Source organism: Oscillatoria sp. CS-180 (genome assembly GCF_028330965.1).
Lineage (GTDB): Bacteria > Cyanobacteriota > Cyanobacteriia > Phormidesmidales > Phormidesmidaceae > Halomicronema.
In genome coordinates this window covers 66,758-89,711 of record NZ_JAQMUB010000089.1, presented here as the reverse complement: position 1 = coordinate 89,711, position 22,954 = coordinate 66,758, and the positions used below count along the sequence as shown (strand labels likewise).

Annotated in this window: 22 protein-coding genes; 10 read left to right on the top strand and 12 right to left on the bottom strand. The window is 51.4% G+C overall.

All coding sequences use genetic code 11. From position 1 onward, the window contains the following. Positions 1–210: 210 nt before the first annotated feature. On the top strand, positions 211–1,959 hold the full coding sequence (locus tag PN498_RS23670; RefSeq protein ID WP_272065886.1) for an ATP-binding protein: 1,749 nt from the start codon (positions 211–213) through the stop codon (positions 1,957–1,959). On the opposite strand, the gene PN498_RS23665 is transcribed toward PN498_RS23670, so the two are convergent. Beyond that, complete coding sequence (locus tag PN498_RS23665) at positions 1,919–2,788, bottom strand: prephenate/arogenate dehydrogenase (protein ID WP_272065885.1); 870 nt, start codon at positions 2,786–2,788, stop codon at positions 1,919–1,921. The genes PN498_RS23670 and PN498_RS23665 overlap by 41 nt on opposite strands. A gap of 473 nt (positions 2,789–3,261) precedes the next feature. Between PN498_RS23665 and PN498_RS23660 the strand changes: the two genes are divergently transcribed. The 6 genes from PN498_RS23660 (at position 3,262) to PN498_RS23635 (ending at position 10,706) form a co-directional block, all read left to right on the top strand. After that, positions 3,262–4,944, top strand: a complete 1,683-nt coding sequence (locus PN498_RS23660; protein WP_272065884.1) for a pentapeptide repeat-containing protein — start codon at positions 3,262–3,264, stop codon at positions 4,942–4,944. Between the two features lie 245 nt (positions 4,945–5,189). Beyond that, positions 5,190–7,103: a DNA primase gene (gene dnaG, locus PN498_RS23655; RefSeq protein ID WP_272065883.1), complete on the top strand. Its 1,914-nt coding sequence runs from the start codon at positions 5,190–5,192 to the stop codon at positions 7,101–7,103. Between the two features lie 212 nt (positions 7,104–7,315). Next, positions 7,316–7,738, top strand: coding sequence for a YraN family protein (locus PN498_RS23650; RefSeq protein ID WP_272065882.1), 423 nt, complete (start codon positions 7,316–7,318; stop codon positions 7,736–7,738). Between the two features lie 41 nt (positions 7,739–7,779). Continuing rightward, positions 7,780–8,577, top strand: coding sequence for a hydroxyethylthiazole kinase (thiM, locus tag PN498_RS23645; protein WP_272065881.1), 798 nt, complete (start codon positions 7,780–7,782; stop codon positions 8,575–8,577). 189 nt (positions 8,578–8,766) lie between these two features. Then, positions 8,767–9,693, top strand: a complete 927-nt coding sequence (locus tag PN498_RS23640; RefSeq protein ID WP_272065880.1) for a fatty acid desaturase — start codon at positions 8,767–8,769, stop codon at positions 9,691–9,693. Further along, positions 9,690–10,706, top strand: coding sequence for an alpha/beta fold hydrolase (locus tag PN498_RS23635; RefSeq protein WP_272065879.1), 1,017 nt, complete (start codon positions 9,690–9,692; stop codon positions 10,704–10,706). The genes PN498_RS23640 and PN498_RS23635 overlap by 4 nt, the downstream gene beginning before the upstream one ends. 18 nt (positions 10,707–10,724) lie before the next feature. Here PN498_RS23635 and PN498_RS23630 read toward each other — a convergent pair whose 3' ends face one another. Next, the gene (locus PN498_RS23630) at positions 10,725–10,949 is read right to left on the bottom strand and encodes a hypothetical protein (protein WP_272065878.1); all 225 of its coding nucleotides are present in this window, start codon (positions 10,947–10,949) and stop codon (positions 10,725–10,727) included. Between the two features lie 172 nt (positions 10,950–11,121). Here PN498_RS23630 and glnT point away from each other — a divergent pair, with 172 nt between their 5' ends. Further along, complete coding sequence (gene glnT, locus PN498_RS23625; protein ID WP_272065877.1) at positions 11,122–12,432, top strand: type III glutamate--ammonia ligase; 1,311 nt, start codon at positions 11,122–11,124, stop codon at positions 12,430–12,432. A gap of 18 nt (positions 12,433–12,450) precedes the next feature. Here the strand turns inward: glnT and mreD are convergent, their stop codons facing one another. The 3 genes from mreD to PN498_RS23610 are packed head-to-tail and all read right to left on the bottom strand — an operon-like array spanning position 12,451 to position 14,876. After that, positions 12,451–13,035 carry a rod shape-determining protein MreD gene (gene mreD / locus PN498_RS23620; protein ID WP_272065876.1) on the bottom strand — a complete coding sequence of 195 codons (585 nt, stop codon included), beginning with the start codon at positions 13,033–13,035 and terminating at the stop codon, positions 12,451–12,453. Next, positions 13,035–13,856: a rod shape-determining protein MreC gene (gene mreC, locus PN498_RS23615; RefSeq protein ID WP_272065875.1), complete on the bottom strand. Its 822-nt coding sequence runs from the start codon at positions 13,854–13,856 to the stop codon at positions 13,035–13,037. Before mreC ends, mreD begins: the two co-directional genes overlap by 1 nt. A gap of 15 nt (positions 13,857–13,871) precedes the next feature. Beyond that, the gene (locus PN498_RS23610) at positions 13,872–14,876 is read right to left on the bottom strand and encodes a rod shape-determining protein (RefSeq protein ID WP_272065909.1); all 1,005 of its coding nucleotides are present in this window, start codon (positions 14,874–14,876) and stop codon (positions 13,872–13,874) included. 485 nt (positions 14,877–15,361) lie between these two features. On the opposite strand from PN498_RS23610, the gene PN498_RS23605 reads away from it, so the two are divergent. Continuing rightward, complete coding sequence (locus PN498_RS23605; RefSeq protein ID WP_272065874.1) at positions 15,362–15,727, top strand: single-stranded DNA-binding protein; 366 nt, start codon at positions 15,362–15,364, stop codon at positions 15,725–15,727. Between the two features lie 470 nt (positions 15,728–16,197). Here PN498_RS23605 and PN498_RS23600 read toward each other — a convergent pair whose 3' ends face one another. Both PN498_RS23600 and PN498_RS23595 read right to left on the bottom strand, forming a co-directional pair. Then, positions 16,198–17,073: a DUF3086 domain-containing protein gene (locus PN498_RS23600; protein ID WP_272065873.1), complete on the bottom strand. Its 876-nt coding sequence runs from the start codon at positions 17,071–17,073 to the stop codon at positions 16,198–16,200. A gap of 147 nt (positions 17,074–17,220) precedes the next feature. Continuing rightward, positions 17,221–17,634 (bottom strand): DUF3119 family protein, encoded by a 414-nt coding sequence (locus tag PN498_RS23595; protein ID WP_272065872.1) that lies wholly within the window; start codon positions 17,632–17,634, stop codon positions 17,221–17,223. Positions 17,635–18,082: 448 nt separating this feature from the next. On the opposite strand from PN498_RS23595, the gene PN498_RS23590 reads away from it, so the two are divergent. Then, positions 18,083–19,264: a histidine kinase gene (locus PN498_RS23590; protein ID WP_272065871.1), complete on the top strand. Its 1,182-nt coding sequence runs from the start codon at positions 18,083–18,085 to the stop codon at positions 19,262–19,264. A gap of 409 nt (positions 19,265–19,673) precedes the next feature. Here the strand turns inward: PN498_RS23590 and rpsU are convergent, their stop codons facing one another. The 5 genes from rpsU to PN498_RS23565 all read right to left on the bottom strand — a co-directional run bounded on the left by rpsU (position 19,674) and on the right by PN498_RS23565 (position 22,914). Continuing rightward, positions 19,674–19,865 (bottom strand): 30S ribosomal protein S21, encoded by a 192-nt coding sequence (gene rpsU / locus PN498_RS23585; RefSeq protein ID WP_272065870.1) that lies wholly within the window; start codon positions 19,863–19,865, stop codon positions 19,674–19,676. A gap of 108 nt (positions 19,866–19,973) precedes the next feature. Further along, positions 19,974–20,297 carry an RNA recognition motif domain-containing protein gene (locus PN498_RS23580; RefSeq protein WP_272065869.1) on the bottom strand — a complete coding sequence of 108 codons (324 nt, stop codon included), beginning with the start codon at positions 20,295–20,297 and terminating at the stop codon, positions 19,974–19,976. Between the two features lie 322 nt (positions 20,298–20,619). Then, positions 20,620–21,690 carry an undecaprenyldiphospho-muramoylpentapeptide beta-N-acetylglucosaminyltransferase gene (gene murG / locus PN498_RS23575; RefSeq protein WP_272065868.1) on the bottom strand — a complete coding sequence of 357 codons (1,071 nt, stop codon included), beginning with the start codon at positions 21,688–21,690 and terminating at the stop codon, positions 20,620–20,622. 48 nt (positions 21,691–21,738) lie between these two features. After that, positions 21,739–22,071 (bottom strand): MgPME-cyclase complex family protein, encoded by a 333-nt coding sequence (locus tag PN498_RS23570; protein WP_272065867.1) that lies wholly within the window; start codon positions 22,069–22,071, stop codon positions 21,739–21,741. 120 nt (positions 22,072–22,191) lie between these two features. Next, positions 22,192–22,914 (bottom strand): pyridoxine 5'-phosphate synthase, encoded by a 723-nt coding sequence (locus PN498_RS23565; protein ID WP_272065866.1) that lies wholly within the window; start codon positions 22,912–22,914, stop codon positions 22,192–22,194. Positions 22,915–22,954 lie beyond the last annotated feature (40 nt).

The following is a 22,954-nucleotide window of genomic DNA, read 5'->3' as shown; positions in this document are numbered from 1 at the left end:
TTTAGCGATCGAATTCTCCGGTCTATTTGCTGAAAGAGACCATCGACAGCTCAGCATTGAATGAATGTATTCCTTTGTGAAATTTTTCGATCAGCGGTCTCAGAGCGGGCACTCTTTCGATAGATAATCCGTCCGGATAAGACAGTTTGCGATCGCCCGGTCAAAAACTTTGGGTGCTTTTGTAACGCATATGTAGGCTTCTACCCGGCAATGCCCCCTTCCAACCAATCAACTTCAACCGTGCAAGCGCATTATGGTTCTGACGTTGCTCAGACCAGCTACACCGATATGGAGAACGTGTCTTCTTGTCCATTGACAACCGCACCTCCGCTACTGTTTTGGATCGATGAGCGAGGGCATCTGCTGAGCTTAGGGTGGCCGTCGGCAAAGCAATACGATCTCGATCTGTCGGAGTGGGTTGGCCGGTCCCTTGCTCAGCTCGTCGTTGCGCCTGATCTCCATCATTTCGATTTTTGCGATAATCGTTCAACGGTTGCTGATGGTTCGTGGCAGCTACGATTTGCCCACTGCTGCATTGAGGGCCTTGTCCAGATACACCCCATAGAAGCGAACAATCGGGCGCAGCAGTGGGTCGGAACGATGCAGGTGGTGCAGGTCAATACTGAGTCTGCATGTGATCAATCGCTGGGAGAGGATGAGGCGCGATCACCCCTCACTCAGCTCACTTGGAATACTCGCCGCACGCTTGATTTGGAAACTATCTGGCGACAAACGTTAGAAGATCTGGCGAATATTTTTCCCCTGGTTTGGGGTGCGTTTTGCTCCTATCAGTCTCGTGCACCGGAGGTGTTTGTCACGGCGACGATTGCGCCCCATGCGGACCACTCTCCGCCAGCAGGAATGCTATTGCTGAACGATTATCCCGCTTTGAAAAAAGCGATTCGATCTAGGCAACCGCTCGTCACTGATGGGCTAGGTGGGGCAGAAACTGAGGGGAGCTATTTGGTTGTAGCCAATCATCATCAAGGTGAGCCAAATGGCGTCGTGATTCTGAAGTCACTGTCTGACCATGGGTGGAATAGTCTGCATCACCCACTGTTTCAAGACATTATGGATCAGGTGGGAACTGCGATCGCCCACGCCCATTCCTTCAGAGATGCTCAGGGCCTAGCGGACGAATTACAGACAGCTAACCAGCGACTTCTACAAAAGCATCATGAATTAGAAGAAGCCCGGAAGCAAGCGGAAGAGGCTTCGCGCTTGAAGAGTGAGTTTTTGGCCAATACGTCTCACGAGCTGCGGACACCCTTGAACGGCATGATCGGATTTTTGCGGCTTATTCTAGACGGCATGGCAGATGATCCGGATGAGCAGGAAGAGTTTTTGCAAGAGGCCCACAAGTCGGCCCTACATTTGCTCAACCTAATCAATGACGTTTTAGATATTGCCAAAATTGAAGCTGGCAAGATGCAAATTGATCTGTCACGGGTCAAGCTGAGTGATCTTTTTGCCGATTTGGAGAACTTTACACGACCTCAGGCCGAACAAAAAGGGTTAGAATTCACGATCAATTTGCCGGCGACCCGGGACGAAATTATTGTCAACGGTAACTATCAGCGGCTGCTACAGGTCATGCTCAATCTTGTCAGCAATGCCATTAAGTTCACCCATGAGGGCAGCATTACGATTACAGCGGAATTGAGGTCGAAGAAGGTCCAGTTTCAAAACCAAGAATGGCCCGGCATGGTTAGGGTCAGCGTCGCGGATACGGGAATTGGGGTTTCTTTGGAGAAGCAGGATCGGCTCTTTCAAACCTTCAGTCAGGTTGATGGAGAACGCACACGACAGTATGGCGGAACGGGCTTAGGACTAGCGATTTCTCAACGGCTCATTGAGGCTATGGGCGGTGTTGTACAGTTCGTCAGCATGGGGGAAGGGCTAGGATCGACGGTTACCTTTACGGCTCTGCTGTATCAGGAGCCGGTGCTGATTGAGTAAAGGCAGGCCGAACGTGATGATTTTCCGTCAGCTGAGCCGCGATCGCCTCCCAATTCTCCGCTTCGATCCAGGCCATGAGCTGCTGAATTTGCTGCTGATAAACTGTTAGCGATCGCAGCACTTCTTGGCGATTATGGCTGGCCATTAGCAACCCTAAATCGGGGTGACCGCCACCAACACGACTGGTGTCTCGAAAGCCAGAGCTGGCAAACTGTTGAGCCAGTTTTCTGACTTGCGGATCAGGTTCTTGCAAACAAGCTTGAATTAGACTGCCGCTGATCATGACCGGCAGGTGAGAAATCCAGGCAACTGCGCGATCGTGAATGGCTGGAGAACACGTGTGGACAACCGCTTTGATATCCCGAGCTAACGTTGCAAGACGATCCACGGCTGCCAGTGGCGTCTGTGCTGTTGGCGTGATGACATAAGCCCGATGGGCAAATAGATGGGGCTCGGCAACCTCAATACCAACTTCTGTTTTGCCTGCCATGGGATGGCCGCCCACGAAGTTAGGCCAGTGGCGAGTGACGGCATCCACAATCGTGCCTTTAACGGAACCGACATCCGTCAACACAGTTTGAGGCGATAAATGGGGCACCAGGGCGATCGCCGTTGACTCAATGACATGGAGCGGGGTGCAAATGAAGATGATGTCGGCATTACTTAAGGCTTGGAGGTCCATAGATGCTTGCTGAACGGCTCCTTGGGCGATCGCCGCTTCACAGGTTGCCTGACGTCGAGCCACTCCCACAACCTGATGACCTAGGCGTGTAAAGTCCAAACCTAAAGAACCACCAATCAGTCCCAGGCCAACGATGCCAATCTTCATAACGTGGACAATCCAGGGGTGAACAACAGCAAGTCTGCCAAGAGACTTTTCAGTCTAAAGCAGAGCAGGCAGTGATGGCGTCTTAGTTAAACCAGCTCACAAATCACCCTTGGGACTGATTCAAAATCACATTGGACGTCACCGCCGCAGTTTAAACTAAGGGTTAACCTCAGTGGAAACTCTATTGCCTTCTTGCGAGAAATTGACATAGCCAATTAATTTACGTAAAAACCCTGTTGTCTTTTTCATTGAGTTTTTTTGTTAGGTGCGAGTCATCAACCATCAGGACATGGCTTTTTATAGCTTGAGCCCTCTAGGCTTGCGCACCCAATAGCATTCGGGTGCTTAGCGGTATAGCCAGATGGCTTGCCGTCTTGTCCTAACGGAACTGGCAACGGCTATAACAGCCAAACATTTTAGAAAACAACAAATTTCTTGTTGAAGTCTGATTTATCGAGACGTGATGTTGGTTTATGAAGCTATCCTCCTCAAGTACGGCAGAAACCCTCCTTCAAAAATATGCCGAGGGAGAGCGGGACTTTTCTGGCAGTGTGCTAAACGAATGTGCGCTGTCTGGCGCTCAGTTGTCCCACATTGTTTTACAGAGAGCCAGTTTGAAGGTGGTCAACTTAAGTACGGCCAACCTCAGTCATAGCAACCTACGTGGGGCTATCTTAAACGTTAGTCGAATGAGCGGCGTCAATCTTAGTCAAGCTGACTTGCAACGGGCGCAGCTGAATGTAACCAACCTGATTCGTGCCGTCCTGATTGGTGCTAACTTGACTAATGCATCGCTTATTCGGGCAGAGCTTTTAAGGGCGGACCTGAGTAATGCGGATCTGACGAATGCCAATCTGCAAGAAGCTGACCTACGGGAAGCGCGTCTGCGGTGGGCGAATCTTGATAGCGCTAATCTCAACCACGGCAACTTGCGCCACAGCAGCCTGTTGGGGGCCAACCTCACCAATATTCAGGCCAACTCCGCTGACCTGGAACACGCCAAATTGAACGGTGCTTCGCTGATGGCAGCAGAGCTACGCCATGCTAATCTGCAGCGAGCCGATTTGAGCGGGGCCAATCTTCGGGGTGTGAATCTCCGGTGGGCTAACCTTAGTGGAGCTGACCTGCGTGATGCTGATTTGACCGATGCCAAGCTGAGCGGGGCCGATCTCACGGGTGCTCAACTGGAAGGCGCGATTTTGGAAGGAACCATCTTGGTTCATGCGGATCTGAGTCGCAGTAACCTGCGACGGGTGCGATGTGTCGGCTCTGACCTTTCAGGAGCCACGCTGACGGGTGCCCAGATGTACGGCATCATTGCTTATGATGTGCAAACGATTGACATTGTTTGCGACTGGATCGATCTGAGTCCACTGGCCGACCAGACCCAACACCGATATTTCAATGCTGGCATTGACGTTCACACCTTTCTGAACCAGCGTCCTCCTCAAGTCAAAATCGTCGTCGATACGGCACTGACTTGGGAAGCCAATACTGCTTTGGCAGCCTTCTATGAGCGCATTGCCAAAGGGTGTGCCGTTTTTTCCTGTCCGCCAGAGATCCAACTCACCAACCGTCGCACAGAGCTAACCTTTATTGCGGAAGATGAGATGAGGCTGTCTGCGATCGCTTACCTCGCTGTCTTACCCTTTCAAGACGGCAAAGCGATTCACACAACTCTACTAACGCTCATGTCTCAGGGACGGGAACAGGCCAGTCAGTCTTTTGCTTGGGATGAGGCTCATCGAGAGCTGCATCGGGCGATCGAATCGCTTCAGAGAAATGGGTGGGATGGTGAGCAACTGTTGCTACCTGATCTACCCTTTTTTGCCGCCTCGACCTATGTGAAGCTGGGCAATGCGTCTGGTCGATCGCTCGACCTCTATCGCAATCCTCAATTTGGGACGCGCAACTTGCAAACAACGGATGGCATCTTTTCTCTAGAAGCGAGCTTTGTGGCAACGCCTAGCTGGGAGGACTATTGGGCCTTTTTGTCTCCTATTGGCTCCTCGCTAGACAGCAACGGGAAGGTGCCAAAGCGTGACCAGCCAATAGAGCGAGGAGCTGCATTAGCTGAAAAAGCGCGAGGACAGGAGAGCCGCAAGAGAGAAGAGCACTACAACAAAAGACCGGCAAGCGAACGAGAAAGACACTGACGGTATAATTCAGATGAACTGAAACATATTACACTTGAAGTCACCTTGCGCTAGGGATGGGGTGTAAGTTGTGATAGCCATGGCGGTTTGGCTGTGGTCGGCTGAAAAGGCTCAAGGGTGTCCTAGACCGATTGAATGTTGCCCCTTGCTTCCTCTTGTGATAAAGCTTTTTTGCAGGAGAACCCTAGTGCTAGCGGTTAACTAGTATAGTAAACGCTGTCTCTAGCGGTTTCCCTCCAGCCCTGATGCATACTCCCCGCCTCCATCCCGATACCATTGCTGCAGTTCGCGACCGCGCTGATATCCTCGACATTGTCTCCGAACATGTTGTCCTAAAAAAGCAGGGCAAAGACTACGTGGGCTTATGCCCGTTCCATGAGGATAAATCCCCTAGTTTCAGCGTCAGCCCCAGCAAGCAGTTTTACTACTGCTTTTCGTGTGGGGCAGGCGGTAATGCTTACAAATTCCTGATGGAGTTGGGCAAGCGGTCTTTCTCAGATGTGGTGCTAGACCTGGCCAAGCGCTATCAGGTGCCGGTCCAAACGCTAGAGCCCGAAAAGCGTCAGGAACTCCAACGGCAGCTCACCTTACGGGAACAGCTCTATGAGATTCTCGCCGTCACGGCCAGCTTTTTCGAACATGCGCTGCACCAGTCAGACGGAGCCGCAGCCCTTGCGTATCTCACAGACCAACGGCGCTTAACACTGGACACCCTTCAGCAGTTTCAGCTGGGCTATGCGCCGGGGGGATGGCAGACGCTGTATGGCTATCTGGTTGACCAGAAACACTATCCAGTCTCGTTAGTCGAGCAAGCTGGACTAATCGTGCCTCGGTCTTCTGGTAATGGCTACTATGACCGCTTCCGCGATCGCCTGATGATTCCCATTCACGACATTCGCGGACGGGTGATTGGCTTTGGGGGGCGGGCTTTGTCCGATGAAGATAAGCCCAAGTACCTCAATTCCCCAGAGACAGAGCTGTTTGATAAAGGGCAAGTGCTCTACGGTTTAGACAAAGCCCGTACGGCGATCGCTCAGGCAGACCGGGCCGTCGTTGTTGAAGGCTACTTCGACGTGATTGCGCTTCATGCCGCTGGCAGCCCCACCGCCGTTGCCTCCTTGGGCACTGCGTTGAATGCCAATCAGGTACGACAGCTGCTGCGATACACCGAGTCGAAGCAGATCATCCTCAACTTTGATGCGGATGCTGCGGGTGTCAAAGCGGCGCAGCGGGCCATTGGCGAAGTGGCAGCGATGGCCTATCGGGGCGATGTCCAGTTGCGAGTGCTCAACATTCCCGACGGCAAGGACCCGGATGAATACCTGCAAAACTATCCCATCGAAGCATACGCAGCTTTGCTCAAAGCCGCTCCCCTCTGGATTGACTGGCAGATTCAGCAAATTGTGCAGGGTCGTGACTTGTCTCAAGCCGATGAGTTTCAAGCCTCCTCCCAAGATATCGTGGCGCTGCTGAGCGAGATCGCCAATGCCGATACTCGCACTCACTACGTCCGCCAGTGTGCAGAGCTGTTCAGCAATGGGGACGCTCGGCTCGTCCCGCTGCTGGCCGAAAACCTGATTGTGCAGGTGCGCCGGCAGCGGCGATCGCCTGCGGGCAGTCAGTCGCGTCCGGCGTTATCCTTTACCCAAACTAGCACCCTTGAAGAAGCCGAAGCCGCCCTACTGCGCGTTTTTATCCACAGCTCCGAACATCGCAGCGAAGTATTGCAAGCGCTGGAGAAGCGAGATTTGCAGTTCAGCTTTTCCCATCACCTAACGCTGTGGCAAACAGTGCGGACCCAAACGGATGCTGCCCCCAAAGACCTAGTGGTTTGGCTGCGCGATCGCACCGCTGAATCGCCCGCTTTGGCCCAAACCCAGCACCTATTTTACCTCGACGAAAAGGGCTATCGCGACGTGTTGCGCTCCTCGTTGGTCATCCGCGCGGCGATCGCCTGTCTAGAACAAACTCGCTGTGAGCGCCGCTATCGACACTTTCTTCAGCTCTGGAGTGATGGTGACTGCACCACTTCCAGCGAGCAACAAGTTTACTATCAGTCCCAGGTTTACGCCGAGAAACGTCGCATTGCCGAGCTAGAGAAAGAGCGCCAGACTACCTTTGAAGATTTAGCGCGGTTGCCGTGGCTGGGAGTCGAATGAGGACCATGCTAGCTCTCCTCGCTCGATACCGCTAAGAGTTATAGTCCTGTGCAGCTTGGTTAAGTCCATCTCAGGGTCTTAAGGGAGCAGGGAATAGGAACAGGAAATGGGGGGTGTTTGACTTAAATGCAGGCCGCTACAGGGACTTGTCCAATAGCCCCCTGGTAGCCTGGGTACTCTATGGGTAGCGTTTCTGGTATCGGCCTTTGGCGATGGCTCAAACTCTAAAAAAACAATTGGGCGATCGCGGAGAAGCGATAGTTGCTGAATGGCTGCGACGTCAGGGGTGGCGCATTGTGACCCGACAGTGGCACTGCCGTTGGGGAGAGCTAGATATTGTGGCATGTCGAGCCGGATCGCAAGCTTGCCTCACCTTCGTGGAAGTCAAAACTCGTCAGCGAGGTAGCTTGGATCAGGGCGGCAGACTTGCATTGACCTTGCAGAAGCAGCGAAAACTGTGGCGCAGTGGTCAAGCGTTTCTGTTAAGCCACTCAGGATATGAAGAATTGCCGTGCCGCTTCGATGTGGCGCTAGTGGCACCGGGCAAAGTCGTGGGAGCATTGTGGCAGCAAACCGTGGACCAATCTCTGCTCTCACTGGTGGATTACATTGAAGATGCCTTTCGCATTGAATAGTCTACCTATTTGCTTCTGCACTTGTGTTATTGCCCATTGCTATGCCGCTGTCATCCGCTGCTTTACTTGCTGACCTGCGTCACCATCGTCCGCTAGTCCACAACATTACCAACTACGTCGTCATGAATTTGACGGCCAATGCCCTGCTTGCTGTAGGTGCATCACCGGTTATGGCCCATGCCGAGGGTGAGATCGAGGACATGGTGGCCCTTGCCAATAGCGTTGTGATTAACATTGGCACCCTCAGTGACCGTTGGATCGTCGCAATGAAAAAAGCGGCCATTGCGGCTGCTCACAACCAAACCCCTTATGTCCTTGATCCGGTCGGAGCTGGGGCCACGCAGCTGCGGACCCAAACTGCCAAGGAAATCCTCAACCAGAGTTCACCTGCCGTCATTCGAGGGAATGCCTCCGAGATCTGTGCGCTGGCTCATGAAACCGTCAAAACGCTTGGGGTGGATAGCAGCCTCGATTCAGACCAAGCCATTGATGCTGCCCGCCTCCTAGCAGAGCAATACCGAACAGCGGTCGTTGTGAGTGGCAAAGTTGACCATATCGTTGATGCTCAACAACACGTTGAAATTCATAACGGCGATCGCATCATGACTCAGGTGACAGGTATGGGGTGCACCGCTACTGCTTTAATCGGAGCCTTTGTCGCCACTGCCGCTTCCCCTTTTGATGCCGTAGTGGTTGCGATGAGCGTGATGGGTGTAGCTGGGGAATTAGCGGCTCAGCAAGCGCAGGGTCCCGGAACCTTCGTGCCTCACTTCCTAGACGCCCTCGCTGCCCTCACCCCAGCAGATCTCGATGCTCGTGCCCAGGTGATTCACCGTTAAGACGCCCTATTGGTTGAGCGATTCCGACATTAGGCGTTTGCCATCATTGAAGCCAGTGGGCAACGCTAAACCCTGACGTTGTTAAGGATTCGCTATCCTTTTTACGAACCTTGCCTTCCTCTATAAAGTCGATTGCCGTACCATGAACACGGCGTCTCAAAGTTTGGTCCTAATACGAAGGGGTGACGTATGACGACAACCGCAAGCACAGCTGATGCAAGGCAACTCCTCGGTGCAGAGACCCTGAAGCATCTCAATGAACGCTCTGATGGGAAAGGATGGCTCCAGCTTCTGCGCCATCTCAGCATCATGGGTATCAGTGGCGGTCTATGGGCAACCCAGCGGGACCAGTGGGCGATCGCGCTACCGGCGCTGTTGATTTATGGCTTCAGTTTGGCTTCCATGTTTGCCGCTGTGCATGAATGCGTTCACCGCTCTGCCTTCGCCAGTCAGAAAGCCAACAAGTGGGTGGGCTGGCTGGCTGGGCTGTTGTCTGGATATAACAGCACCTTCTATCGCCGCTATCACAAGTGGCATCATCGCTACACCAAAGTCCCTGGCAAAGACCCTGAGCTGGAAGACCTCATTCCCACCAGCTTCGCTGAGTATCTGTGGGTGATGAGCGGTATTCCCTGGTGGATAGGGAAGATGCGCGGGCATTGGCACGGGGTAACCGGTCAGTTTGAGGCGATGCCCTATGTACCCGAATCAGCCTATGGGGAAGTTCAACGCTCTATTGGTTTGCAGCTCGCAGTTTATGGAGCCGCGATCACCCTCTCTCTTGCCTTCCGTCAGCCTTGGTTTGTGCTGTACTGGCTGTTGCCACTGGCAGTTGGGCAGCCGATTCTGCGCTTCATCCTGATTGCAGAACATACGGGTTGTCCCGATGGCGATAATCCGCTCACCAATACCCGCACGACCTTGACGACTTGGCCTATCAAATTGCTGATGTGGAACATGCCCTTCCATGCAGAACATCATCTGTATCCGTCCATTCCCTTTCACAAGCTGCCAGAAGCCCATGTTGAATTGACTCCCCATTTTGCCCATGTAGATTCCGGTTACGTTGGCGTTAATCGTTCTCTAGTGACAACGATGGGACAACGTGCCGCGTGACCAACCCTGCCCAATCCTTCACAATTCGAGACTTTGAACTTCAGTGTGGCGCTGTTTTACCCACGGCTACCGTGTTGTATCAAACCTATGGTGAGTTGAGGGGCGATCGCGCCAACGCTATTCTTTATCCCACCTCTTACGGTGCTCAGCATACGGATATCGACTGGTTGATTGGGCCAGAGCGCATCCTTGATCCGACTCGTTGGTTCATCATCATTCCCAACCAGCTGGGGAACGGGTTGTCTACTTCACCCAGCAATGACTCCCATTGTGGGTTGGCGGAGAACGGTTTCTGGTTCACCCACTACGATAATCTGCGAGCACAGGAACAGCTACTGCGGGAAACATGGGGTATAGAACGGTTGGCGCTTGTGTACGGCTGGTCGATGGGGGCACAGCAGGCCTATTACTGGGGTGCTCATTATCCTGATCGAGTGGAGCGAATTGCAGCCCTCTGTGGAACTGCCAAAACGACGGAACACAACCAGATATTTCTGTGGAGTCTGCGATCGGCTTTAACCGCTGATCCAGCTTGGAACGGCAGTTGTTTTGAAGGTGTGCCTGATCGGGGCTATCGGGCCTACGCCCGCATCTATGCCAGTTGGGCTGCATCTCAGCCCTACTACCGCGAAAGGATTTATCGACAGTTCGGCTACGATTCCCTTGAGGACTATCTCCAGCAAGGCTGGGAGGATAACTATCGTCGGCGCGATCCCCATGATCTCATTGCCATGATCGACACTTGGCTGCGCTGTGACGTGAGTGATACACCCATTTTTCAAGGTAATTACAGCAAGGCACTTAGCACGATTCAGGCTCAGACTTTGGTAATGCCCGCTACGACAGACTTGTACTTTACGCCGGATGATTGTGCTAATGAAGCAGCCATGATCCCTCGGGCCGTCTATCGGCCCATTCCTTCCATTTGGGGCCATCGAGCCGGTAATCCCTATCAAAATCCTGACGATGAGTCCTTCATTCGGCAATCTGTTTCAGAGTTATTAAAGCGTTAGAGCCCAAAAAATTGGACATTAGCTTCTGCGTCTCAGCCACCTAAAAATATCTTGAGGCGTAATTTTGAACGCAATTTCTGCGAGATAAGGGAGCAGGCTTTCACCGTCTAGTATTTGGGGGAGTTGGTTAGGCCGATAACACAAGACAGTTCCATTGCGATATTTCCAAGCAGGCGCTTCGTTGATGTAAGAAAGCTTGAGAAAGTCTTGAAGCGTGACGGATTGACGGGGAGCGATCGTCATCTCAACAACCTCGCGGGTTACTCATGGATTAACGCACTGCCCAAAAGGCTTACGGTTTTCTCCGGTCTCTTCAAACATTGCGGTAAATCAATTGGTAGTGTCGGCTACGACAGCAGTGAACGTCTCACCGGATGATTGGCCTGCTAAAACAGCGGTTTTCGTCAGATTCACTATGACCCAGGCACTCTCCAGCATTGCTCAGGAAAGAGGGATCAGCTACTTTCTCATTTCGTTTACCGACTTGTTTGGGGTTCAGCGTTCTAAACTGGTGCCTGCCCAGAGTATCGACACGATGTCAGCAAACGGAGCCGGGTTTGCCGGATTTGCCGCCTGGCTGGATATGACACCTGCAGATCCAGATATTCTGGCGATTCCTGATTCCAACAGTTTGTTTCAGCTGCCGTGGCAGCCGGATGTAGCCTGGATGCCAGCCGATTTATATGGTGTCGATGGCAACCCGATCGCCCAAACTCCTCGCTTAGTTTTGAAGAAAGTGCTGGCGCAAGCAGAAGAACAGGGCTACCAGGTATGCACTGGTGTTGAGTGTGAGTACTTCTTGCTCAATGCAGACGGCAGCGATTTGTCAGACGGACGCGATCGCCAGTCTAAACCCTGTTACGACCAGCAGGCCCTCATGCGCCGCTATGACGTGATTCGTGAGATCTGTGATGGCATGCTCACTCTGGGCTGGGGTCCTTATCAAAATGACCATGAAGACGCCAATGGGCAGTTTGAAATGAACTGGACTTTTGATACGGCTTTAGTCACTGCTGATCGCCAAGCGTTCTTCAAGTATATGGTCAAGAGTATTGCCGAGAAACACGGATTGCGAGCCACCTTCATGCCCAAGCCCTTTCAACACTTAACGGGTAACGGCTGTCACATGCATCTTTCGGTTTGGGACCGTGATCGCGCTACTAATCTCTTTTTAGAGGCCGAAGGAGAACTGGGACTATCATCAATGGCCTATCACTTTATCGGTGGCGTTCTAAAGTCTGGAACTGCGCTGTGTGCGTTCACCAATCCCACCATCAATTCTTACCGTCGTATCAATGCCCCTGTGACGACATCAGGCGCTACTTGGTCCCCCAACACTCTGAGCTACAGCGGCAACAACCGTACTCATACCATTCGAATTCCTGAAGCAGGCCGCTTTGAGCTGCGTCTTGCCGATGGTTCGGCCAATCCTTATCTACTCCCCGCCGCTGTTATCGCTGCTGGATTAGATGGACTTGAGCACAAACAGGATCCGGGACCCCGCCGTGACAATAACGCCTATACCGATCCGCTCCCGGCTGGAACGGTTGAAGCCTTGCCAAACAGCCTATTTGAAGCACTCGCACGGTTGGAGAACAATCCGATTCTGCCAGAACGGATGGGGCAGGACTTCGTCGCGTCTTATCTCAAACTTCAGCGTCAAGCCTGGAACGACTTCAGTCGCCAAATTACCTCCTGGGAATTGGAGACTACCCTTGACTGTTGATGTCAGGTGGAGCCAGTCCTAGCCTCCTGGAGGCTCCATCACCTGATGATAGTGAGTCCACCAGCGACTCAGAGGGTAATACACAGCAGTTGCCCAAAGGCTGCTGAGAATCGCGGAACTCAAGGCAATGCGCTGGTGCTGTAGCCAAATTTCCGGCAGTCTGGGATAGAAGGAGTCTGGAATGAGTAGGCGGTGAGCACTAATTTGTAGGGCCATCATCGTCTGAGCAATGACGGTCATGCCAAAAACGATCAGGGCTACGTAAACAAAGTCCTCTTGAATAATGCGCTGTCTCTGAATTCGAGCGGTCAGAAAACCGACTAAGGCTAGGCCCAGGGTCTGCGAAGGATAATAACCTGTCAGTCCATCGTGGATGATGCCCATAGTTAGACCCGCGATCGCCCCTTCAACGCCCGTACGCTGAACGCTCCAAGCAACGACCCAGATTAAAAGCCAGCTTGGACTGACACCCAACAATTGCATGCCCGGCAGACGCATAGGCAGCAGCAGGATACACAGCAGTGCCGATCCTGTGACCACTGCAATATTCAACCATCGATAGCGTCGTCTAGTGGCAAGACCACTCTGTCGTGCTGCTGTCATTAAGGGCGATCGCTCTCCAAAGGCTCATTAAGGGGACCTGCTTCTAGGTCAGGAGTGTCTCTTTCAGGAATGTCAGCTTTCGGCTCAAAAGGAATCACCTCAACCCATTCCACTAAACCAAGCGGTGACGTCAATTCAACAGTGACTTCAGGGGCAGGGCTTTTTGCCAAATCCATATCCACTACCCGACCGATGGGAATGTTTTGGGGAAATAGCTTGCTGTAGGAGGAGGTCACCACAACGTCGCCTACTTCAACGTCAGGAATTTTGTCAAAGAACTCCATCACGACCTGTTGACCCATTGTTCCGCGTACATACCCTGTAGCTCGACTCCGGCTGACCCTAGCGCCTACACGACTGGTGGGATCACTCAGCAAGAGGACACGACTACTGTTGGGCGAAACTGCAATGATGCGGCCAACTAATCCGCCAGGTCCCGTCACAATGTCATCTAATGTGATGCCGTCACGGCTGCCTCGGCTGATGATAATTTGCTGCCACCAGTTTCCAGCATTGCGTCCGATGACAGCAGCAGAAACACCTTCGGGGGTTGTTGTTGCAACCTCTCCCTCGACAATCTGGCGCAAGGAACGATTTTGACTTTCGATTTCGACGAGTCGCTGCTGTAATTCCTGAGCATAGCTTGATTGCAGAATGGCTTCGCGGGAGGGGCCAGGATGAAAGGGTCTGGTGACCCAGCGATATAACTCGTAAACGGCAGCCCCTCCAGTTTCTCGCACCCCCAAAGCAGCAATCACAATCAACGCTGTGATGCCAAGCTTAAGCGCATTTTGAGTCCACCATCGCCGGAGGGCAAACATCAGTGACTGCTCCGTTTAAATACCTGAACTACCGCTAAAGACACGACCCATCTGGCTGAAGTTCTCCAGCACGCGACCTGTACCTAACACAACGCAGCTCAGAGGATCCGCAGCAACGTGTACAACAATACCTGTTTCATGGCTCAGCAGCGTGTCCAGACCGGCTAGCAAAGCGCCGCCTCCAGCGAGCATAATGCCGCGATCAATAATGTCAGCAGCCAGCTCGGGAGGAGTTCTTTCAAGGGTGCGCTTGACGGCTTCGACGATGACTGCGAGAGGTTCAGCCATACTCTCACGAATTTCTCCGGCCTTCACGGTGACAGTTCTTGGCAAGCCGGATAGCAGGTGCAGTCCTCGGACATCCATAGTCAGCTCGCCGTCTTCTGAACTGGGATAAGCAGAACCAATTTTAATTTTGATTTCTTCGGCAGTCCGTTCACCAACGACGAGGTTGTGGACTTTTTTGAGATATTGAGAAATTGAATCGCTGAGTTCGTCCCCTGCAACTCGGACGGACTCACTCAGTACGGTGCCTTGAAGGCTGAGAACCGCGACTTCAGTCGTACCACCACCAATGTCGATCACCATGTTACCTGTAGGTTCTGCTACAGGTAAACCGGCTCCAATGGCAGCCGCAACGGGTTCATCGATCAGATAAACGGTACGAGCACCAGCCTGTTGGGCGGCATCCATCACGGCTCGGCGCTCAACGCCGGTAACGCCACTAGGAATACCGATCACAATTCTGGGAGACACAAGTGTCCGACCTTCATGCACCTGACGAATGAAGTGCTTGAGCATGAGTTCGGCTGTGTCAAAGTCTGCAATGACTCCATCTCGTAGCGGACGCAGTGCCGCTACGTTGCCGGGTGTTCTACCCAACATGCGCTTGGCTTCTTCGCCGACCGCTAAAGGCTTTTTTTCTACTTGGTCAATGGCAACAACGGAGGGTTCCTGCAGCACCACACCTTTGCCTGAGACATAAACCAAAGTATTAGCGGTTCCTAAGTCGATACCCATGTCTCGGGATAGAGAAAATCGGTCAAGAAAACCCACGAGACTTAGCCCCCAAAAGAACGAAATGGACGGTTGGCTGTAAAATCACCGAACTTAATGCTAGGCCATAGATGTCCGATTGGTATGAGAACAAGAGCTTGCCGAAACACTAATTCAGGGAACGCTGGCGTCTGAAGAACGCACAGATGGAGTGGATTTTATTACGTTTCGTATCAAGGCGTCCAGTGAGCCTGCTCCATAATCCGGAAAAAGTGGCACAAATACATCAAAATGACCAATGCGGAAATTTGTTTTCGAATGAAGGAAAATGGATCCTTAGAAGGGAGGTTCGGCACATCCTCCAAATGAGTTGGGCAAAATGGAGAAGCTGATAGGCGTGAAAACGGCTTCATCTCTCCTGCACTCTGCCAGGTCGATGTTGAAATTGCAAGATTTCCCATTGTTGTTAACACTCTATCAACAGGTCATAGAATCAGGAGATTATCGATATGAGCATCAATTCCGTCACGTTGGTGGGTCGGGCAGGGCGGGACCCTGAGGTGAAATACTTTGAGTCGGGAAGCGTTGTTTGCAAGTTCTCGCTGGCTGTGAATCGTCGGACTCGTAATTCGGATCAACCTGACTGGTTCAATTTAGAAATGTGGGGACGGACTGCTGAGATTGCGGCTAACTATGTCCGCAAGGGCAGTTTGATTGGGGTCAACGGAGCTTTAAAGTTTGATCAGTGGAACGATCGCTCTACTGGTGCCGTTAGAACTTCTCCGGTCATCAAGGTAGACCGTTTGGAGCTGTTGGGATCTAAACGGGATAATGAGATGCCGATGAATGATAACTATGCAGATGATGAGTTTTAGTGATCGCTCTTAATCTTTCTGCTTTGAGATGCGTTTGGTCTTTGGACATGTTGGGTGGTGGCTTTTAGGGGCTGTTTGGGGGCATTTCGCTTGCCCCCAAACCCCCTCGACCAGGACGTGCCGCCGTCCTGGACCTCGCGGAAAAGATATTGAGCCAGGAAAATATACGAGTCTTAGTCCCATAAGTTCCTACACAGCAGTAGATTGCCTGCTCAGAGGTGCAGGTTGGATTAAGGAAAGAAAACCTAAGGAAGTTCTATAGCCGTTACCAGTTCCGTTAGGGGATCTCCCGGGAAAGAATTGACCGCTGGTAAGGTGTCATTAGCGCAGTGTAATCCGCCACAGCCGAGTATTTTCAGTTTCAGAAATTTTAGGACAAGACGGCTAATTATCAGGCTAGACGGTTAGTACACGGGTGCTATTGGGTGTACAAAACTAGGTGGCTGAAGCTATACGTGGAAAAAATAACGCTATTGAAAGTCGTAGTAGTCGGAGGTTGGATTGGCGGGGTCAGGGGCGATCGCTAGCCAGAGTGGGAACTGCAAGACGGATAGCGAAATCATGCCTTCGGATTCATCGATAATGATGAATGGCAAATAATTGTTCTCTAGTAAGCGTTCGGCTCGTTGAGCCATCGGTTCTGACGATTCGAACAGCATGATGCCGCTACGAGTGCCAAAATCTGCCCGTGAGACTCCAAGGCAGTCTTGAAAGCCTCGTCGCCAGTCACCAAGACGCTCTGGGCTGTTGGCCAGGACGAGGACTCGTAGGCGATCGCCATGCATTGTATGCAGAACGGAAATGGCTGCCGAGGCCATGAGGACGTTTTGCAAGCGGCTGTTGAGGGTTTTAATGGCCCCTCGCCCACCTTGGCTGAAGAACCAATTCGCAATGCGATCAGCATGAATGGGTTCGAAGGTGCGCCTGAGTTGCCAAATGGGTCCGTAATAGTCGGGTCGTAGACGATACTGGTCTAGAAGGCTCTGGATTCGCTCAGTATCTCGAAGATAGCGAGAGGTTACCGCTGCTGCAGATTGGGGGGGAGGCTCTGGTTCTGGAGCCGCAGCCCGAACGACGTCCTGACGAGGAACGCGCGGTTCAGCAATGGTTAGCTGAAGCTGTTCAGCGGAAGTAGCGAGGTCTTGTAGGCTACCCACTAAATATTCTTTAAAGCTTTGTACCCGCACGGCTAAATCTTGAGAAGCTCCAGCGAAGGAGGTTTTCATCTCGGCGTCAATGCGATCGCGGCGGCGTTCTAATTTTTCGATCTCTAACTCTAGTGATCGCTTTTTTTGCTCCAGATCGCTGACGGCCTCTCGAACCATTCGCGCCAGATCTGCCTGCATTCGATCCTCCGTGCGTTTGAAATTCAACGCTGGTGAAGGCATGTTATCAGACTGATCTGAGCGGGAGGTAGAACTCGAAATCGGTTCGTCAGCAGACATAAGAGCGTTATCTCAAACGGACAATAGCGGAACAGTTAAGGTAGAGCGTCAATGGACAGCGGCCTTGGTTGGCAAACGCTGCTCAAGTTGCGATCGCAACTCTTCGGGCCTGAACAAGATCGGCAAGAAGTGAATGCTGTTGATTTCTCGAAAATAAAATAATGTTGGTACGGGTGACCAAAAAATATCCCAAATTTCCCAGTCTTGGTAAGGAAAGCGTCGAATACGGTTATCGCCGCGATAGATATCCAGATCAGTTTCCGTAAAAACCACCCTCAAAGTCATTGCCTGGTAGAGCAAAAATAGTCCAAACAGCAGCACAACACAGGCAAGCACTAACTGCGTTTTGCCAAACATAACGACAGCTAAGCTGGCCCAGCCTAGCCCACCCAATATCAGCGCGATAGGAATGTTGTAGCTGGGTTGTAGAGTAACGGATGCAGTGGTGGAAGAGGAAGTCACAATTTGCTCATCAGTAAACAACACGCATCATGCAAGCGTCTCACTGCAAGCCATTTTAAGGCACTTAACCCAAGTCTAGGTACCCTACGTACATCTTGTTGGCAAATTGCGATCGCGAAAGATTCATGCTTCTTTCAGCCTTTGACGATAGGACCCCTCACTAAAGGAGTGCAGAATCTGTGAATTGGCAACTGACGCCGGGGTGTTGACTTGCGCCGCTTGAGGAACAGATAAGCCGCAGGGACAAAATAGAGCGCTAGCAAAGTTAAAGGCATGAAGAGGCCTGCACAGTGAATGACGCGAACCTGTTTAAATGATGTGGGAAAACTAGAAACGGTTTTGCCTTTCAGCCTCTCGCCTTATAAAAATTTCCAAAGGACAAAGTTGTTGGCATTTCCACGTTAGGCTATAGAGTATGATGCCCTAAAAGTTGGCCTGAGAAAGCGAGATGGAAGATCTCACTAACACATCTGAAACAGATCGGGTTCCCATTAAGCTTCTGCTTTTTATTGACAAACGTCCAAGCTCTGGAGAGTACGTCAAGCAAGTCAGGTCTTATCTCAAGCAGTTAGAGACTGACCAGGCTTTCCTGCTAGATGTTGTTGATGTCAGTGAACAGCCATACTTAGTGGAGCACTTTCGATTGATTGCAACGCCAGCTCTCGTTAAATTTTCTCCGGGCGAGCAACACGTGATTTCGGGCAGCAATATCCTGACGCAGCTCGAACAAAGATGGTCTCAGTGGCAGCAGGAATCGAATACGTCGCTCAAGACCATTAATGAGCAGTTTCATCTAGAAAAGTCTAGAAATGGCAAGCAAAAAGAGCCTAATGAACTGATCCATTCTGTAGAGGTCATGAAGCTTTCAGATGAAATTTTTCGCCTCAATCAAGAGAAAGAAGACCTAGAAGCGCAGCTACAGTTCAAGAATCGTATTGTCGCAATGCTGGCTCACGATTTGCGTAACCCCTTGACAGCAGCTTCGATCGCTGTAGAAACCTTAGAACTGGGCTATGGACAAAAGTCGACTGGGCGCAGTATGTCTCTGTCACCAGAACTCACGCCGCAGCTGTTACGCCATGCGAAAAAGCAGATTCGCGCTATGGATCGCATGATTTCAGATATTTTGCAAACCGCTAAAGGAGCAGGTGCTGATCTCCAAATTCAACCGCAGGAAATCTCATTTAATGCACTTTTTGCTGAAGCATTGGCCTCTATGCAGAATCGATTTGAGGCGCGATCGCAGCAGATTAACATCGATATCCCTCAAGATTTGCCGCATGTGTATGTCGATTCAGGCCAGATTCAGCGTGTCCTATTTAATTTGCTGGACAACGCTATCAAATACACGCCGAAGGGAGGGCAAATTCATGTTTCGGCCCTGCATCGAACGACTCAAAAAATTCAGATTTGCGTGCAGGACACAGGGCCTGGTGTTCCACCAGAAAAGTGTGAAGCCATCTTTGAGGATAGCTTTCGCTTGCAGCGGGATGAAAGCAAGGACGGCTATGGGTTGGGATTAGCCCTATGCCGTCGAATTGTCCGTGCTCATTATGGTCAGATTTGGGCAGAGTCTGATCTCGGTGAAGGTAGCCAGTTCTACTTTACGCTGCCAGTTTTCCGGTCATAAAAAGAGGACAATCAGCACAAAATCGCCCTCTTTTCTCAATAACAACAGTTTGCTATTCAAGGGACAAAGACGAACTTTTAACTGAGATAGAGATGCACTTTAGTGCGAAACGGTCCCTAACTATCTGGTGAGAGCGCTAGATAACCAATTCTTCTCTCGATTAAACAGTTTCTCTAAGTAAAAGCCTCTTCATCAGGCCGGCAAAGCACAAATAAACAAGAAATTAACGATCCATCCTGGAAGCGCCTCAATCTCATGCCAGTATCAAGAACTTAGCTTTTCGCTGCGTAGATGTCAGTTCAAGCAATCAGGAAGCAGTTGGAAGAAAGTCTCGCAACGAAGAGCGAGCTTTTCGCAAAGTTGAAACACGGACTGCCTACCGCTCCTATTGCTCCCGGTGCTGATGGGATTAGCTCTGACGACGAAAACGTCTTCTCTGACGGCGTCTAGCGACTTCTTTGCGCTTACGCTTCTCAGCGGGTGTTTCGAAGTGACGTTTTTTCTTCATATCAGCGAAAATTCCAGCACTAGAAACTTTTCGCTTAAACCGCCGCAGTGCGGATTCTAAGTGTTCATGCTCTCCGAGTACCACTTGGGCCATTCAGTTGCCTCCTAATTATTCAAGGGTTTAAAAACGCTGAGGACAGAGGGTCAAAATCCCCTGTCCTCAGCAGGTTTGGGAATCTCAGTGTTCTAACTTGGAATAGGCTTAATAGCCGCGATCGCGACCACCGCCGCCGCCACCCCAGCCACCGCCGCCACCGCCACGGTTGCCAGAAGGTCTGCGTTCTGTGCGAGGCCGAGCCTTATTGACTTTGAGCGTGCGTCCCATCCACTCAGCGCCATCGAGATCCTCAATGGCTGCATCTTCCTCTTCTTCCTTATCCATCTCCACAAATGCAAAACCTCTCATACGACCAGTTTCGCGGTCTGTGGGTACTTGGATTCTTTTGACGCTACCGTACTCTTTGAAAACCTCTTGGAGATCGTCCTCGGTAGCTTGGTAGGAAAGATTTCCTACATAAACGGTCATGGCTTACCTCACAAACAAATAATAGACAAGTCGAGATCGGAATACGGGGGGTAAGCTTTCGAACCAGAAGCTAGAGAACGGAATCCCAAAAAAACCAGCGAGCACTCAGCCACCGAAACCTAATCCAGTCTACATCATATAGCCAATAACCTAGAGTTCCCACAAACTCAAAGGGGTTCGTAATGCCGTTGTTAGGAGATCAATTCACCCAAACATCGGCAATCTGCCAGCAGAGCACGTTCTTTTAGTTTTTCTATACCAACCCTAGAATTTTGACTATAGCTAGATCAAAAATATTTCCCTGCACAAAGAAATGGGCTAGTTAACCCTCCATGGCCTGGGTGACTAACTCGGCTAGCTGCTCGGCGCTATCGGGAATTGCTAAGGAAGCAGCAGCCTTAGACATTTGCTGGCGTCGCTCAGGATCGTTAATGAGCTTCAAGACGGCTTCTCCAAGAGCCTTGGGCGTTAAATCGTCTTGACGGCAGACGAGCGCAGCATTAGCCGCAGCAAAAGCAGCGGCATTGTAAGCCTGGTGATCCTCAGCGGCAAAGGGATAAGGAATCAATAAAGAGGGAGTGTGGGTGAAAGCTAATTCCGTGAGTGTCCCCGCCCCGGCCCGGCTAATCACGATATCAGCTCGGCGAAAGAGACCTGCCATCGACTTAAAAAACGGGCGATGAATGTATTGAGGATGACTCAATCGATTGACCTCTGGATCATTCTTTCCAGTCTGATGTACAACCCAAGCCCCTGTTCCACACCAGAGAGGAGCAGCGCCTCGCACCAGCCGATTGAGTGAAACGGCTCCTTGACTACCGCCAATCACCACAACGACAACGGCATCCTCTGGAATATCAATGTCTTCGGGAAGGGTGGAGTGCTGTACGAATTGCGATCGCACCGGAGTTCCCACAACTTCGCTCGCGGCTTTGGGGAGATGGCTCGTTGCGGCCTCAAACCCCAGCGCGACTTGAGAACACCAAGGACTGAGCCAGCGGGTAACTTTTCCGGGTAGAGCGTTGGATTCGTGCAGGATCGTTGGTAATCCTAATGACCGCGCCGCTAAGATTGCCGGAGCTGCGATGTAGCCGCCAGTGGTGAATACACCATCAAACTGCTCCTGTTTCAATAGCCGCCGGACCTGAAGCGTAGCTTTTAGAACCTGTCCTAACAGGCGCACAGATCCTAAACCTAATCGCCCTTGAAAGCCGCCCATTTTGACGGTGTGTAAGGGATATTGACTGGGCACCAACTCGGTTTCTAGGCGATCAGGAACGCCCAGCCACTCAATTGTATAAGCCGATAGCTGTTCGGCTGTGGCGATCGCAGGAAAAAGATGGCCTCCGGTACCACTAGCCGCAATGAGAAGTTTTTTAGCAGTCTCTGACACAGCTGTACTCTCTGTCGGTGATCAATGTCTGGATCGGTCAACGGTACCCTACGAATGCACTGTTTCTAGGGAAGCTAAAGGGTCAGGCAAGGTCGCGGTTGGTCCCTGAAACTCACCCGTAATGACATATTCCATACGGAGCTTGAGCCAGGTAATCAGCGTTTTGTCGGTCGAGATGACGGCTGCCGCTGGCTGTGGACACCGTCTTTTAAGGTCTCCAAATCCATCGCTTTCTAAGAAAGCAGGCTGCTTAATCAACCAAAAGTCGATCGCTTTTTCCTGGGACTGATAATGGCGCTGCCGTTCGCGCAAAACTTCTTCAAGAGGCTCCTCCTCAAGCAAGAACTTTTGGCTGGCAAGTAGATAGTAGTAGGTTTGCATTGAATCGTCTTGGAAAAACCGGTGTGAGGGGTGAACACTCAAAATGTTCCCACAGAGAATCGTCTCTGAGTGAGCAGCCGTCGAAAATTGATACGAAGTGTTTAATTTGCCTCTTTGTCACTAAAATGCTCCTCTCAAGACTTGCTTCATCTCGCGGACCGCTCGTTCCATGCCTACTAAGGCTGCACGACTGACGATGGTATGTCCGATGTTCAACTCTTCCATACCCTCAATACAAGCAACCGGATAAGTATTAGTGTAAGTGAGGCCATGACCGGCATTGACTCGTAAGCCCATTGAAATAGCCTGCTTGGTGCCCTCCTTTAAATAGTTCAGCTCTTCGGTTTGTTCGGCCTCACCGTGCGCTTCGGCATACCGTCCTGTGTGCAGCTCTACAAATTTTGCAGTCGTTTTTTGAGAAGCTTCGATTTGATCGAGTTCTGCATCAATGAAAAGGCTGACCGGAATTCCTGCACCCTGAAGCGTGGCGACGACTTGAGTAATGCGATCGCACTGTCCTGCAATATCTAAGCCGCCCTCAGTCGTGATTTCTTCACGTTTTTCAGGGACCAAAGTGACATAATCGGGCTTGATGTCCAAGGCAATATCCACCATTTCAGGCGTTGCTGCCATCTCTAGGTTGAGGTGAGTACGAACGGTTTGACGAAGCAGACGAACATCTCTTTCTTGAATATGACGTCGATCCTCTCTCAGGTGTACGGTAATGCCATCTGCACCAGCCAATTCAGCCAAAACAGCAGCGGCTACTGGATCAGGCTCAACCGTCATGCGAGCCTGACGAATGGTCGCGATGTGGTCAATATTGACGCCTAACGTTGGCACAACAACTCTCCTATAGAAATACGATTCGATGACGATGAGG

What these genes read in the sequence shown, in the direction of transcription:
- PN498_RS23665 (WP_272065885.1), bottom strand. Translation starts at nt 2,788, where the DNA reads ATGAAGATTGGCATCGTTGGCCTGGGACTGATTGGTGGTTCTTTAGGT.
- PN498_RS23650 (WP_272065882.1), top strand. Translation starts at nt 7,316, where the DNA reads ATGGCTCAAACTCTAAAAAAACAATTGGGCGATCGCGGAGAAGCGATA.
- PN498_RS23660 (WP_272065884.1), top strand. Translation starts at nt 3,262, where the DNA reads ATGAAGCTATCCTCCTCAAGTACGGCAGAAACCCTCCTTCAAAAATAT.
- PN498_RS23570 (WP_272065867.1), bottom strand. Translation starts at nt 22,071, where the DNA reads ATGCAAACCTACTACTATCTACTTGCCAGCCAAAAGTTCTTGCTTGAG.
- PN498_RS23600 (WP_272065873.1), bottom strand. Translation starts at nt 17,073, where the DNA reads ATGCAGGCAGATCTGGCGCGAATGGTTCGAGAGGCCGTCAGCGATCTG.
- PN498_RS23580 (WP_272065869.1), bottom strand. Translation starts at nt 20,297, where the DNA reads ATGACCGTTTATGTAGGAAATCTTTCCTACCAAGCTACCGAGGACGAT.
- thiM (WP_272065881.1), top strand. Translation starts at nt 7,780, where the DNA reads ATGCCGCTGTCATCCGCTGCTTTACTTGCTGACCTGCGTCACCATCGT.
- PN498_RS23610 (WP_272065909.1), bottom strand. Translation starts at nt 14,876, where the DNA reads ATGGGTATCGACTTAGGAACCGCTAATACTTTGGTTTATGTCTCAGGC.
- PN498_RS23640 (WP_272065880.1), top strand. Translation starts at nt 8,767, where the DNA reads ATGACGACAACCGCAAGCACAGCTGATGCAAGGCAACTCCTCGGTGCA.
- PN498_RS23670 (WP_272065886.1), top strand. Translation starts at nt 211, where the DNA reads ATGCCCCCTTCCAACCAATCAACTTCAACCGTGCAAGCGCATTATGGT.
- PN498_RS23630 (WP_272065878.1), bottom strand. Translation starts at nt 10,949, where the DNA reads ATGACGATCGCTCCCCGTCAATCCGTCACGCTTCAAGACTTTCTCAAG.
- glnT (WP_272065877.1), top strand. Translation starts at nt 11,122, where the DNA reads ATGACCCAGGCACTCTCCAGCATTGCTCAGGAAAGAGGGATCAGCTAC.
- mreC (WP_272065875.1), bottom strand. Translation starts at nt 13,856, where the DNA reads ATGTTTGCCCTCCGGCGATGGTGGACTCAAAATGCGCTTAAGCTTGGC.
- rpsU (WP_272065870.1), bottom strand. Translation starts at nt 19,865, where the DNA reads ATGGCCCAAGTGGTACTCGGAGAGCATGAACACTTAGAATCCGCACTG.
- dnaG (WP_272065883.1), top strand. Translation starts at nt 5,190, where the DNA reads ATGCATACTCCCCGCCTCCATCCCGATACCATTGCTGCAGTTCGCGAC.
- mreD (WP_272065876.1), bottom strand. Translation starts at nt 13,035, where the DNA reads ATGACAGCAGCACGACAGAGTGGTCTTGCCACTAGACGACGCTATCGA.
- PN498_RS23590 (WP_272065871.1), top strand. Translation starts at nt 18,083, where the DNA reads ATGGAAGATCTCACTAACACATCTGAAACAGATCGGGTTCCCATTAAG.
- PN498_RS23605 (WP_272065874.1), top strand. Translation starts at nt 15,362, where the DNA reads ATGAGCATCAATTCCGTCACGTTGGTGGGTCGGGCAGGGCGGGACCCT.